The sequence below is a fragment of the Micropruina sonneratiae genome (genome assembly GCF_025972045.1).
Taxonomy (GTDB): domain Bacteria; phylum Actinomycetota; class Actinomycetes; order Propionibacteriales; family Propionibacteriaceae; genus Micropruina; species Micropruina sonneratiae.
The window spans coordinates 275,852-289,124 of sequence record NZ_JAPDHX010000004.1; the positions used below are offsets into that span (position 1 = coordinate 275,852).

Here is a 13,273-nt window from a genome sequence, read left to right on the forward strand (position 1 = left end):
GCGCATGAATCCGGCCCGTCCTGGGTACCTCCATTCCATGACTGCCAACGACACCGACCTGACCAATGGGGCGCCCGGCGTCCAAAAGGCGCCGCACCAGCGCGGAGACCGGCTGACCACCTCGACCGGGACCAGGCTGTCCGACACCGACCATTCGCTGAAGGCGGGTCCGCGCGGACCGATCCTGCTGGCCGACCACCACCTGCGCGAGAAGATCACCCACTTCGACCACGAACGTATCCCCGAGCGGGTCGTCCACGCCCGCGGCGCCGCCGCGCACGGCACCTTCGTCGCCAACGGCGCCGCCGAGGGCATCTGCCGTGCCGACTTCCTGCGCCGCGCCACGAGGACGCCGGTGTTCGCCCGATTCTCCACCGTGCTGGGCTCGCGTGGTTCGGCCGACACCGCCCGGGACACCCGCGGCTTCGCGGTGAAGTTCTACACCCAGGAAGGCAACTACGACCTGGTCGGCAACAACATTCCGGTCTTCTTCATCCAGGACGGGATCAAGTTCCCCGACATCATCCACGCCGGCAAGCCGCACCCGGACCGGGAGATCCCGCAGGCCCAGTCCGCCCACGACACGTTCTGGGACTTCGTCTCGCTGCACACCGAGGCGCAGCACCACACCATCTGGAACATGTCCGACCGCGGCATCCCGCGGTCGTTGCGGATGATGGAGGGGTTCGGGGTGCACACCTGGCGGCTGACCAACGACAACGGCGAGACGACGCTGGTGAAGTTCCACTGGAAGCCGCGACTCGGCGTCCACGGCCTCACCTGGGAGGAGGCGCAGCTGCTGGGCGGTGCCGATCCGGACTTCCACCGCCGTGACCTGGCCGACGCCATCGACGCCGGCGACTTCCCCGAGTGGGATCTGGGCGTCCAGGTGATGCCGGACACCCCCGAGGAGATGTTCGAGGGCATCGACCTGCTCGACCCGACCAAGCTGATCCCCGAGGAGCTGGCGCCGGTGCGGATCATCGGCACCCTCACCCTCAACGCCAACCCGACCAACTACTTCGCCGAGACCGAGCAGGTCGCCTTCCACGTCGGCCAACTGGTGCCCGGCATCGACGTCACCAACGACCCGCTGCTGCAGGTGCGGCTGTTCAGCTACGTCGACACCCAGTTGACCCGGCTCGGCGGGCCCAACTACAACCAACTGCCGATCAACCGGCCCGCCGCTCCGGTCGACGACCTGCTGCGCGACGGTATGCATCAGCACGACGTCCACCGCGGCGTGGCCCCGTACCTGCCGAACTCGCTGGGCGGCGGGTGCCCGTTCACGGTGGCGCAGGACGCGTTCATCGACGTGCCGCAGAAGCTCCCCGCGTCGCGCCGGGTGCGGGAGAACCCGGCCAGCTTCGCCGACCATCACAGCCAGGCCGGCCTGTTCTTCCGGTCCCTGTCGCCGGTCGAGCGCGACCACGTCATCGGCGCGTACACCTTCGAGCTGGCGCACGTGTTCGAGCAGGAGATCAGGGAGCGGCAACTGCAGCAGCTCGCCCTGATCGACACCGGTCTGTGCGCGGCGGTCGCCGCCGGACTGGGGCTGCCGGCGCCGGCGTCCGAATCGGTGGAGTCGCAGCCGACGAGCTCGCCGGCGTTGTCGATGGTCGGACGCCGCTTCCCGGCGGCCGGCCGCAAGGTCGGGGTGCTGGTCGGCAGCGACCCTGCTCCGCAACTGCCCGGCCTGCTCGCCACCCTGCGCGGCGCCGGGCTCACCCCGCTGCTGATCGCTCCGGCCGGCGGCACCGTCGAGGGCGAAGTGGTCGAGCGCAGCTACGCCACCGCGGTCGGACCCGAACTGGACGCCGTGCTGGTCGCCTCGGCGACGCCGCCCGCGCCGGACGCCCTGCCCAGCCTGGACGCCAAGGCCGACGGCCTGCGGTCCGAGGTCGATCCGCGGGTGCGCACCCTGCTCGAGCAGGCCTGGCGGCACGCCAAGCCGATCGGCGCGCTGACCGACGCCGAGCCGGTGCTGAGCGCCGCGGGCTTGGACGCGGCCGCCGCGGGCATGCTGGCCGGGACGGCACCGCAGCTCGCCGGCGGGCTGGTCGACCTGCTCGAGGCCCACCGGGTATGGGAGCGCTTCGCTACGGTGTCGCAATGAGCGCGAACGCCGCACGCACGCCCGGCCCGACGGTCACCCGCCGGGTGGCCGCCCCCGCGGCGGCCGTCTGGGCGGTACTGGCCGACGGCTGGTCGTACGCCACCTGGGTGGTCGGCGCGTCCCGGGTCCGGGACGTCGACGAGGGCTGGCCGGCGCCCGGCACCCGGGTGCATCACGCCTTCGGACCCTGGCCGCTGATCGTTCAGGACGTGACCGAGGTCGACTCGGCCGAACCCGGACGCGAACTCGTTCTGACCGCCCGCGGCTGGCCGATCGGCGAGGCGCGGGTCACCCTCACGATCCGGCCGGACGGGGAGGCGAACTCGGTGGTGACGATCACCGAGGACGCCGTCGCAGGGCCCGGACGCCTGATGCCGGCACCGCTGCGGCACCTGCTGCTGCGGCCCCGCAACACCGAAACGCTGTACCGCCTGGCGCTGCTCGCCCAGGGCAGGAAGTAGCACGGTTCCAGACATCCCGGCGTCCGCCGGGATGACGAGGGGCCCCGGTGTCGAGGCGGCCGGGATGACGAGGGCCCGGGATGACGGCCTCAGCGCAGCACCCGGCTCCAGGCCGTCCGGGCCAGGGCGGCCCGCACGGTGCCGGCCCGTCCGTTGTCCCGCAGGGCAGCCCGGGCCGCGTTCCAGCCGCAGGCACCGTGCACGCCTCCGCCCGGGTGCGCGGAGGCGCTGGCCAGGTAGAGCCCGGCGATCGGGGTTCCGGGGCGGCCCAACCCAGGGGTGGGGCGGAACACGAGCTCCTGGTGCAGCGCGGCGGTGCCGCCGTTGATCGCACCGCGGGACAGGTTCGCGTCGGCGTCCTGCAGGTCCAGCGGGTGCTGCACGTGGCGTCCGACCACCAGGTCACCGAAGCCCGGCGCGGCCTGCTCCATCGTCTCCTCGAGGCGCTGCACCTGGGTGTCCAGCACGGCGCGGTCGTCGGCCAAGGCCCGGGGCAGATGCGTGTACGCCCACGCCGATTCGGTGCCGGCCGGTGATCGGCTGGGATCGGCGGTGGTCATCTGCCCCACCAGCAGGAAGGGTCGCCGCGGGGCGCGTCCGACCGTCAGGTCGGCGGCGAAGTCGACGATGCCGTCCTCGTCGGCACCCACGTGCACCGTGCCTGCCCCGGCCGCCGCGGCCGCTCGCCACGGGATCGACGACCGCAGCGCCCAGTTCACCTTCAGCGTGCTGTGGTCCCACTGGAAGCGGCGCAGGTCGTCCAGCAGTCGCGCCGGAACGTCGCCCGGCTCGAGCAGCCGGGTGTACAGCGCGGGGGCGCTGACGCCGGCGAGCACCGCCCGCCGCGCCAGGATGCGTTCCCCCGAGGCCAGCCGGACGCCGGTGGCCCGGCCGCCGGCCACCTCGACACCGGTCACCTCGACCCCGGTGTGCAGCTGCGCCCCGCCCGCCACGGCCCGGGCGGCGAGCGCCGCGCTCAACTCGCCCGACCCGCCGCGGGGCACGGGGAATCCGACGTCCTGACCGAGCATGCACAGCAGCCAGCCGAACAACGCGCTGCCGGCCGCCTCGGGTCCCAGGTCGGTGTGCAGGGCGTTGCCGGTCAGCAGCAGCCGCCCGCCCGCGCCGTCGAACTGTTCGGCGGCGAACCGGCGGACCCCCATGGTGGCCTGCCGGGCCAGCCGCAGCGCACCGGCCGTGCCGAGCCGCCGCAGCAGCCGCAGCCCCGCACCGACCGGGGGAAAGGTGGTGAACAAGGCGTCGAGCAGCGGGTCGCGCAGCCGGCGCCAGTCGTCGACCAGCCGCAGCCAGGCGTCCCCGTCGCCGGGGGCGAAGGCGTCCAGGCCCGCCGCGGTGTCGTCGGCGTTCCGGTGCAGCACCGCAGCACCCCCGTCGCTCGTCACGTGCGCGAGCACCGCCGGCGCCTGGCTCCAGGCCAGGCCGTGCCGCCCCAGGTCGAGCCCGCGCAGCACCGGGCTCGCCGCCGCCAGCGGGTAGAAGGCGCTGAACAGGTCGGTCACGTAGCCGGGCGCCGCCACCTCCGCGCTGCGTACCGCCCCGCCCAGGCTGGGCTGCTGTTCGAGCACCACCACGTCCCAGCCCGCATCGACGAGCGCGTTCGCGGCCACCAGGGCGTTGGGTCCGGAACCGATCACGACGGCGTCGGCGGCGGCTGGCGGTGACGGGTTGGGCATTCGACCTCCTGCTGGCATGCTGCCCGACCCGTACCCATTTGTCCCGCCCTCACCGGCACGAACGGCGATCGGCTCCCGGCGGGTGTGCCCCGATGGCGTCGGGGTCGATGGCCGGGACCCGGGTCCCCCTCACCCTTTGGGATGGGACGTCGACGGCGTCCGGTCTGGCAGTGTCGAGACACCCGGGCGGTCAAGCCACGCGCCGACTCGGCCCTCCCCCGAGGAGCCTTCATGGCGCGTTCCCTCCCCGACGCTCCACACCCCCGTGACACCCAGACCCACGCACTGTTCGTGGCGCGCGAGCGCGCGACCGACGAGTTCGAACGGCGCCGGCTGAACGACCGCATCCTGCGCCTGAACCTGCCGCTGGCCGACGCCCTGGCCGCCCGGTACACCGGACGGGGCGCTGAACCCGACGACCTGGTCCAGGTCGCCCGCACCGCCCTGCTGCTGGCCGTGCAACGGTTTCGGCCCGACCACGAGCGCGGCTTCGCGGCGTTCGCCGTCCCCACCATCACCGGAGAACTCAAGCGCTACTTCCGTGACCACTGCTGGGTGGTGCGGCCGCCGCGAAGCCTGCAGGAGTTGCGCGCCCGCGCCACCGTCGCCCACGACGACAGCGAGCAACGGCTGGGACGGCGTCCGAGCATCGACGAACTCGCGGCGGAACTCCGCGTCGAGCCGCGCCGGCTCGCCGAATCGCTGGACTGCGCCGACAGCTACCAGCCGCTGTCGCTCGACGCGCCCGTCCAGCACCAGGCTCGCGAGACCGTCGGCACCCTGCTGTCGGCCGGGGTCGACATCGCCGCCACCAGCACCGACCGGATCGCCCTGCATCGGGTACTGGCCGCTCTGCCGCCCCGCGACCGGCAGGTGATCCAGTGGCGCTACGCCGAGGAGTGCACGCAGGCGGAGATCGGCCGGCGGCTCGGCGTCTCGCAGATGCAGGTGTCCCGCATCCTGGGCGGCATCCTGGCGCGTGCCAGGGCGGCCTTCGACCCGGTGTCCGCCCCGCTCGCGGGTTGAGTCGGGAGCGCGTCGGCTTGCTACCGTGACAGGGTCGCACGCCGCCACTGGGGCGGCCCGCTCCGACCATGGGGGTGCTGGTCGATGACCGATGATCCCGCGCTGAAGTCAGCCGAGCTGGCGAGCCTGGGCACCCATTTCTCGATGATCTCCACCCTGCTGGCCACACCCGACGGCCAGGTGGACGCCCAACGCGTCGTCGACCTGGCCGGCGCGGCCCTGCCGCACGCCAACCACGCCGGCATCACCCTGCTCCGCCCCAACGGCTCACCCGAATCGGTCGCGGTCAGCGACCCGCTGCCGACCAGGGTGGATGCCCTGCAGTACACGCTGCTGCAGGGACCGTGCCTGGATGCGTCCAACGGCGACGACCTGGTGCTCAGCGCCGACCTGGCCGGCGACCGGCGTTGGCCCGAGTTCGCCCCTCGTTGCGTGACCACCACCGGCGTCCGCAGCATGCTGTGCGTGCGGGTCGGGCTGATCGGCGGTGAACGCGCCGCCCTCAACTTCTACGCGCTCGCCCCGGACGCCTTCGACGACCTCGACCAGGGTGTCGCCTCCATTTTCGCGCCCTTCGCGGCGATCGCCGTGAACCGCCTGCTGCACGAGCGCGAGGTGGCAGGCTTGAACATCGCGCTGAGCAGCAGCCGGCAGATCGGCACGGCCATCGGCATCCTGATGGCCCGCCACCAGGTCACCTCCGAACAGGCGTTCACCCTGCTCAGCCGGGCGAGCCAGCACCTCAACCGCAAGCTCCGCGACGTCGCCACCGACGTCGAACTGACCGGCGAACTGCCGGCGGCGGAACGTCGTGGGCGACGCTCGGAACCGGATCGGCTGCAACCCCGCCCCGAGTAGCGCCCACCCGGCAAGGATCGGTTGACTAGGATCGTCACCATGGGGCCGGACGGGAGCGAGCGGTGACCGGGCTGGTCATCGCCGGCACCTCGTCCGACGCCGGCAAGTCGCTGATCACCGCCGGTTTGTGCCGCGCGCTGCAGCGCCGCGGCGTCGACGTCGCCCCCTTCAAGGCGCAGAACATGTCGAACAACTCGATGGTCTGCCCCGACGGCTCGGAGATCGGACGCGCCCAGTACCTGCAGGCCCAGGCGGCCCGGCTGGAGCCGACCTCGGCGATGAACCCGGTGCTGCTCAAGCCCGGCACCGACCGGCGTTCGTTCATCGTGCTGCGCGGCGAACCCGCCGGCACGCTCGAGGCCGGGCAGTACGCGACCGGACGCCGCCGGCTCGCCGAGGCGGCCTTCGCCGCCTACGCCGAACTGGCCGCCGCGCACGAACTGGTGCTGTGCGAGGGCGCCGGCTCGCCGGCCGAGATCAACCTGCGGGCCGGCGACTACGTGAACTTCGGCCTGGCCGAGCGGTTCGACCTGCCCGTCGTGCTGTGCGGCGACATCGACCGGGGCGGTGTGCTGGCGGCGATCTTCGGCACCTGGGCGATCGTCGACGACGCCGACCGGGCCCTGCTGGCCGGCTACCTGATCAACAAGTTCCGCGGCGACCAGTCGGTGCTCGACCCCGGCCTGGCCGAGCTGACCGTACGGACCGGGCTGCCGTGCCTGGGTGTGGTGCCGTGGCTGCCGGAGGTCTGGCTCGACGGCGAGGACGCGCTCGCCTTCGCGCACTGGCCGCGGGTTCCGGGTGCCGGCGGCACGCTGCGGGTCGCGGCCGTGCGGTTCCCGCGGATCTCCAACGCCACCGACCTCGACGCCCTGGCGGCCGAGCCCGGCCTGGACGTGATCGCCACCCGCTCACCGGCCGAAGTCGCCGACGCCGATCTGGTCGTGCTGCCGGGCAGCCGCTCCACCCTGGCCGACCTGGCCTGGCTGCGTGAGCGCGGGCTGGCGGACGCCGTCGCGCAGCGGGCGCGCACCGGGCGTCCGGTGCTGGGCATCTGCGGCGGCTACCAGATGCTCGCCGAGGTCATCGACGATCCGGTCGAGTCGGCGAGCGGCGTCCAGCCCGGCCTGGGACTGCTGCCGACCCGGGTCGACTTCTCGCCCGACAAGGTGCTGGGGCGGCCCACCGGCACCTGGCAGGGCCACCGCGTCGAGGCCTACGAGATCCACCACGGCGTCGTCACCGCCACCGGCGGCGAACCGTTCCTGGACGGCGTCCGGCAGGGCGCCGTGTGGGGCACCCTCTGGCACGGGGCGTTCGAGAACGACGGGTTCAGGCGGGACTGGCTCGCCGAGGTGGCGGCGGCGTCCGGCTCGACGTGGCGGCCGATGCCCGGCGCGGTCGGGTTCCGCGACCGCCGTGAACTGATGCTGGAGAGCCTCGCCGATGCCCTCGAGCAGTGCATCGACGTGGACGCCGTGCACCGGCTCGCCCGCTGACCTCGAGGCCGTCGCTCAGCCGCGGTCGGGGGTCAGCGACCGCAGCCGCCATGAGCCGGGCCCGCCCGTGATCACCGCCCGGGTGTAGGGGCCGACGTCGAGATGGAACAGGGCCTGCGGGCCCGCGCACAGGGCGTGCACGCAGGCCGCCCGAGCCGTCAGCGGCGACACCACCAGCACCACCGCACCGGCGGCGAACGGTGCGCCGTCGAGCTGGGTGGCGACCCTGTGCAGGTGCTGCGCCAGCGACTCCCCGCCCGGCGGTACGGCGTCGGCGCCGGTCAGCCAGGCCCGCAGGCCGGCCGGGTTTGTGGCGGCCAGGTCGGCCACCGGGGTCCCCGCCCAGTCACCGAAGTCGGGACCGGCCAGTCCGGGATGCACCGGCGCCGAGGCCGCGCCGAGCAGGGCTGCCGTGTCGGCGCATGCGGTCTCGGGTCCCCGCGCGATCGTCCCGTGGACGGCGGGCGGTCGCCGTCCGGCCACGAGCGGATCGCGCGGAGCTCCGAAGAGCCCCGTGCGTGCAGCGGCGGTGTCGCCGTGCGCCAGCAGGGTCAGTCGCACCGCGGCTCAGCCGACGGTGGCGGGCACCGGCGTGGCGGCGGCGCCCCGCACCATCAGCCGGTGGGTCAGTTCGCCGAGCACCACGCCGATGACCCCCCACAGCACGGCCTGGGTGATCACACTGGCCTGCCGGAAGGCGAACAGCACGGTGGCCGGGAAGTCGTCCGGCACCTCGTTGTAACGGGGCAGCACCAGCAGGGCGATGATGATGATCACCGCGTAGCCGCCGACCCCGACCAGGCCGGCGTACCAGGCGCCCAGCCGGCCGCGCAGCATGCGGGCCAGGTAGAGCCCGAGCACGGCGGCCACGATCGAGATCGCCAGCATCGCGACGTACAACCCGGTGCGGTAGCCGATGGTCTCGGTTAGGCCGACGGCGGGCGGGTTCGGCGGGTAGATCAGGTACGGCACGACGTAGAACACGGTGAAGGCGGTACCCGCGACGGCGAGCGCAGTGGAGCGGGCGCTGCGGCGTCCGAACCGGCCGAACGCGACGCCGGTCATGATGCCGGCGAGGCCGCCCAGCGCGGTGCCCATCACGAGCGTCCCGGTGGCCAGGCCGAGCGTCGACTGGAGGTCGCGCGGCACCACGGTGCCTTCGTCCTCGGCTTCGGCGGGTGCCTCCGCCTCGTCACCGTGGCTGTGACCGCCGCCGGCCTCCTCGATGGCGATGGAGGCGCCGACCGACGGTCCACCGACGACGTAGCCGACGACGAATGCGGCCACGCCGGCGATCAGGCCGGCCAGCAGGCCGCGGACAAGGAACTCCCTGGGAGTCAGCATGATGTCCGGCCCTCAGTGGCAGGGGAAGCCGAGCAGGTGGCGGGCATCGTGTACCCACTCGTGCACGGCAGTGCCGGAGAACACCGAGGTGGCGCCCTGTTCGGCGCCCACGAAGTAGACCGCCAGCAGGGCGATCAGGATCGAGAACAGGATCCAGGGCCACAATTCGCGCAGCGACAGGGTGGGCAGTTCGACGGTGATGGCAGGTTCGTTGGGGATGGCGGCGGCACTCATGAGGGCTCCTTCCGAGCTGATGCGGCCCGTTGTCTGAAGTGATGCGAACAGGTGGGTCTGGCTCGGGATTCTCACCCTCACAGTGGCGCAACCGCGCCGGGATCACACCGGCTTCCAAGCTGCTCGCTCGCTTCAGTATCCACCTCGCGAACCCGGCCTGAGGCCGAAACGAAAAATGCCTGGCGGCGATCGCCGAGCGGGTCCGTCGGGGTTGTCCGGGGTCCCCCGTGACCCGCAGCCGCAGGGCGCGCCGACGCCCTCAGCGGTGGGCGGGCACCGTCAGGAGGCCGGCCGGGTCACCGCCCAGGCCGTCACGGTACGGGCCGGCCTGAAACCGGTGAACCGGCCGATGGGTTCGGCGTATTCCAGGCCGATCCGCAGCAGTTCGCCGCCGTGCCCGCGGTAGGCCTCCAGCAGCACCGCGTCGGAGTCCGCCGTGACGCTGTGCACCACCAGCCGTCCGCCGGCGGGCAGCACCGACCAGCAGGCGTCCAACACCGCCGCGTCCACCCCGCCGCCGACGAAGACGGCGTCCGGACGCGGCAGCGCGGGAAGCGCGCCGGCGATGTCGCCGGCCACGATCCGGAGCCGTTCCGCCACGCCGTGCCGCTCGGCGTTGGCCCGGATCCGCTCCAGCCGCTCCGCGGTGCGTTCGACCGCGACCGCGGCGTTGCCGGACGACAAGCGGCACCACTCGATGCCGATGGAGCCCGAGCCGGCGCCCAGATCCCACAGCAATTCGTCGCCGTGCGGGGCGAGGCTGGACAGCGCCGCGGCCCGCAGCACCCGCTTGGTCAGCAGGCCGTCACTGGCGAACCGATCGTCGGGCAGGCCGGTGGACAACTGGTCGGACACGAGGCCGACCCTAGCCGGACGGGCAGAGCGGCTCGCCCCGATGCGGCACAATCGGCCGGGTGAACCGAGGCGCACCCCACGAGGTTCCCGATGACGGGCTGAGCACTGCCGAGCGACGGCGCCGCCCGGCGCTGATCCTCAACACCGGCCATGGCAAGGGCAAGACCACCGCCGCGTTCGGCACCGCCCTGCGGGCCTGGCACCAGGGCTGGTCGATCGGCGTCTACCAGTTCGTGAAGTCGGGCCGCTGGCGCAGCGGCGAACGGGTCGCCTTCGAGCAGCTGGACCGCACGCACCGCGAAGCGGGCATCGGCGGTCCGGTGAGCTGGCAGACGCTCGGCGCCGGGCTCACCTTCCGCCGGCCCGGGGCCGACCGCGGTGAGCAGAGCGCCGCGGCCAGGCGGGCCTGGGCCGAGGTGAGCGCGGGCCTGGCCGCCGAACGCCACGACCTGTACGTGCTCGACGAGTTCACCTACCCGCTGGCCTACGGTTGGCTGCCCGTCGACGAGGTGGTGTCGACACTGGCCCGCCGCCCCGGCGTCCAGCACGTCATCATCACCGGCCGGGACGCCCCGCAGGCGCTGCTGGACATCGCCACCACGGTGACCGAGATGGTGAAGGTCAAGCATCCGTTCGATGAGGGCCAGAAGGGTCAGGCGGGCATCGAATGGTGACCGTTCCCCGGCTGGTGATCGCCGCCGCGGCCTCCTCGGCGGGCAAGACCACCGTCGCCACCGGGCTGATGGCCGCGCTGCGCGGCCGAGGCGTCCGGGTCGCCGGGTTCAAGGTGGGCCCGGACTTCATCGACCCCGGCTATCACGCGCTGGCCACGGGGCGTCCCGGCCGCAATCTCGACCCCGTGCTGGTCGGCGAGCACCGGGTGGCTCCGCTGTTCGTGCACGGCGCGACCGTTCCGGAACCGGCCGAGGTGGCGATCGTCGAGGGAGTGATGGGCCTGTTCGACGGACGCCTCGGCACCGACGGCGAGGGCTCCACCGCCCACGTCGCACGACTGCTCGACGCACCGGTCGTCCTGGTCGTGGACGCCGCCGGCAGCTCCCGCACCGCCGCGGCGGCCGCGCTGGGGTTGCGCGACTTCGACCCCCGGCTGCGGGTGGCCGGCGCAATAGTCAACCGGGTCGGCAGCGCCCGCCACGGCGCCGAGCTGGCGGCCGTCCTGGAACGGGCCGGCGTCCCGGTGCTCGGGGTGCTGCCGCGCAACGCGGGCATCAGCGCACCGTCGCGCCATCTCGGCCTGGTGCCCGCGGCAGAGCGGGCCGAGTCGCGGGCCACCATCGACGCACTGGCCGAGCACCTGGCCGGCCACGTCGACCTGGACGCCGTGATCGAGGTGGCCGGCACTGCCGGCGAGCTGGCGGCACCCGCCTGGGATCCGACAACCGAGGTCAGCGCCGTGCCCGGGTCTCCGTTGGTGGGGGTGCTGGCCGGCCGGGCGTTCACGTTCCGCTACGCCGAAACCACCGAACTGCTGGTGGCGGCCGGGTGCCGGGTCGTCGAGATCGATCCCCTGACCGACACCGCTCTGCCCGCCGGGATCGGGGCGCTCTACGCCGGCGGCGGGTTCCCCGAGGTGCACGCGGCCGCACTGAGCGGCAACGCATCGTTGCGGGCCGGCCTTGCAGCGGCGATCCGCGACGGGCTGCCGACCGTCGCCGAATGCGCCGGGCAGCTGTACCTGTGCGAACACCTGGACGGGCACCCCATGGTGGGCGTGCTGCCGGCCTCGGCCCGGATGACGCCGCGGCTCAGCCTCGGGTACCGGACGGCGTGCGCCCCGGCCGAGACGATGTTGGCGCACGCCGGCCAGCGAGTCACCGGACACGAGTTCCACCGCACGCTGACCACGCCCGGCGCCGCCACTCCGGCCTGGTCGTGGGACGCCCGCACCGACGGCTTCTCGCTCGACCCGGCGGGCCGCGGCTCCCCGACTCTGCACACCGGCTACCTGCACCTGCACTACGCCGGTCACCCCGCCCTGGCGCACCGGCTGGCGAACGCGGCGTCCGGTTTCGCACCATCCGCTCCGCGGCCGGCCGCACCGCCGGCGCAGCTGGACGGCATCGCGCTGCGCCACCACGGCGACCGCGACCTTGCGCCCGGCCTGGTCGACCTGGCCGTCAATGTGCAACTCGCCGCCCCTCCGCCATGGCTGGCCGACGTCATCGGCGCAGAAACGCGGCAGCTCGGTGCCTACCCGGACGTCGAACCGGCCCGCCGGGCCCTGGCCGAGCGGCACGGCGTTGAGGCCTCGATGGTGCTGCCCACCAACGGCGCGGCGGAGGCGTTCGCCCTGGTGGCAGGCGTGATCGGCGCCGCGAACCCGATGGTGGTGCACCCCCAGTTCACCGAACCCGAGGCCGCCCTGCGGGCTGCCGGGCTGGCCGTGCAGCGCTGGCTGCTGCCGGTGCGGACCGGCGCAGGCACCCCCGCCCTGGGTGAACTGCCGGCATGGGCCGACGCGCTGTTCGTCGGCAACCCGACCAACCCGACCGGCTGGCTGCACCGGGCCCAGGACCTGCTCGCCGCCCAGGGCGACCGGGTCCTGGTCGTCGACGAGGCGTTCATGGACGCCACCGACGAGGCCGAGTCCCTGATCGCCTCGTCGATGCCCGGCCGCCTGGTGGTGCGCTCGCTCAGCAAGACCTGGGGGCTGGCCGGCCTGCGGGTCGGGTACCTGATCGGCGACCCCGAGCTGATCAAGCGGGCCGCGGCCGTGCAGCCTGCCTGGTCGGTGTCGTCACCCGCGATCGCGGCGATGATCGCGACCGCCGCCCCGGATGCCCTGGCCGAGGCCCGGGCTCGCCACGCAGAACTCGCCGAACGCCGGGAGCGCTTCGCCGCCGACCTCGCCGCGGCGGGGTTCCCGTCGGTGACCTCCGTGGCACCGTTCCTGCTGATCGACACCGCAGCCTGTGGCCCGCTCTCGGTGCGCCCGGCGCTTGCCGAGGCTGGTTTCGCAGTGCGCCGGGCCGAAACCTTCCCCGGCCTGGGTCCGACCTGGATCCGGGCGAAGGTACCGCACGATTGGGACGCCTTCGTGGACGGCCTGGCCCGGCTGCACCGCTGATAAGGGGGACAGGCTCAACCAGCGGGGTTGAGGCCTCACCCTGAAAACGGTGCACTCGTCGCCCCGCCGAGTGAAGATCTCGCCTCACAGGCCACGCG

Annotated in this window: 12 protein-coding genes; 7 read left to right on the plus strand and 5 right to left on the minus strand. The window is 73.4% G+C overall.

Translation table 11 applies throughout. From position 1 onward, the window contains the following. Positions 1–37 precede the first annotated feature (37 nt). Together OIE40_RS12300 and OIE40_RS12305 are read left to right on the plus strand one after the other, a co-directional pair. Positions 38–2,116: a catalase gene (locus OIE40_RS12300; RefSeq protein WP_319805231.1), complete on the plus strand. Its 2,079-nt coding sequence runs from the start codon at positions 38–40 to the stop codon at positions 2,114–2,116. Next, complete coding sequence (locus OIE40_RS12305) at positions 2,113–2,577, plus strand: SRPBCC family protein (protein WP_264702668.1); 465 nt, start codon at positions 2,113–2,115, stop codon at positions 2,575–2,577. Before OIE40_RS12300 ends, OIE40_RS12305 begins: the two co-directional genes overlap by 4 nt. A gap of 89 nt (positions 2,578–2,666) precedes the next feature. Here OIE40_RS12305 and OIE40_RS12310 read toward each other — a convergent pair whose 3' ends face one another. Then, positions 2,667–4,271: a phytoene desaturase family protein gene (locus tag OIE40_RS12310; RefSeq protein WP_264702670.1), complete on the minus strand. Its 1,605-nt coding sequence runs from the start codon at positions 4,269–4,271 to the stop codon at positions 2,667–2,669. Positions 4,272–4,502: 231 nt separating this feature from the next. Between OIE40_RS12310 and OIE40_RS12315 the strand changes: the two genes are divergently transcribed. The 3 genes from OIE40_RS12315 (at position 4,503) to OIE40_RS12325 (ending at position 7,654) form a co-directional block, all read left to right on the plus strand. Next, positions 4,503–5,297 carry a sigma-70 family RNA polymerase sigma factor gene (locus tag OIE40_RS12315; RefSeq protein ID WP_264702672.1) on the plus strand — a complete coding sequence of 265 codons (795 nt, stop codon included), beginning with the start codon at positions 4,503–4,505 and terminating at the stop codon, positions 5,295–5,297. Positions 5,298–5,381: 84 nt separating this feature from the next. Then, positions 5,382–6,155, plus strand: coding sequence for a GAF and ANTAR domain-containing protein (locus OIE40_RS12320; RefSeq protein WP_264702673.1), 774 nt, complete (start codon positions 5,382–5,384; stop codon positions 6,153–6,155). A gap of 62 nt (positions 6,156–6,217) precedes the next feature. Then, positions 6,218–7,654, plus strand: coding sequence for a cobyric acid synthase (locus OIE40_RS12325; protein WP_264702675.1), 1,437 nt, complete (start codon positions 6,218–6,220; stop codon positions 7,652–7,654). A 15-nt stretch (positions 7,655–7,669) separates the two neighbouring features. Here OIE40_RS12325 and OIE40_RS12330 read toward each other — a convergent pair whose 3' ends face one another. The 4 genes from OIE40_RS12330 to cbiT form a co-directional block, all read right to left on the minus strand. Next, complete coding sequence (locus tag OIE40_RS12330; protein ID WP_264702677.1) at positions 7,670–8,215, minus strand: histidine phosphatase family protein; 546 nt, start codon at positions 8,213–8,215, stop codon at positions 7,670–7,672. A gap of 6 nt (positions 8,216–8,221) precedes the next feature. Next, entirely contained in the window at positions 8,222–8,998 is a 777-nt protein-coding gene (locus tag OIE40_RS12335; RefSeq protein ID WP_264702679.1) for a CbtA family protein, read from the minus strand. Positions 8,999–9,010: 12 nt separating this feature from the next. Continuing rightward, positions 9,011–9,232, minus strand: a complete 222-nt coding sequence (locus OIE40_RS12340) for a CbtB domain-containing protein (protein ID WP_264702681.1) — start codon at positions 9,230–9,232, stop codon at positions 9,011–9,013. A 279-nt stretch (positions 9,233–9,511) separates the two neighbouring features. Next, on the minus strand, positions 9,512–10,087 hold the full coding sequence (gene cbiT / locus OIE40_RS12345) for a precorrin-6Y C5,15-methyltransferase (decarboxylating) subunit CbiT (RefSeq protein WP_264702683.1): 576 nt from the start codon (positions 10,085–10,087) through the stop codon (positions 9,512–9,514). A gap of 59 nt (positions 10,088–10,146) precedes the next feature. Here cbiT and cobO point away from each other — a divergent pair, with 59 nt between their 5' ends. Continuing rightward, on the plus strand, positions 10,147–10,761 hold the full coding sequence (gene cobO, locus OIE40_RS12350) for a cob(I)yrinic acid a,c-diamide adenosyltransferase (protein ID WP_264702684.1): 615 nt from the start codon (positions 10,147–10,149) through the stop codon (positions 10,759–10,761). After that, entirely contained in the window at positions 10,755–13,175 is a 2,421-nt protein-coding gene (cobBC, locus tag OIE40_RS12355) for a bifunctional hydrogenobyrinic acid a,c-diamide synthase/histidinol phosphate aminotransferase CobBC (protein WP_264702685.1), read from the plus strand. The genes cobO and cobBC overlap by 7 nt, the downstream gene beginning before the upstream one ends. The last annotated feature ends 98 nt before the right edge of the window (positions 13,176–13,273 follow it).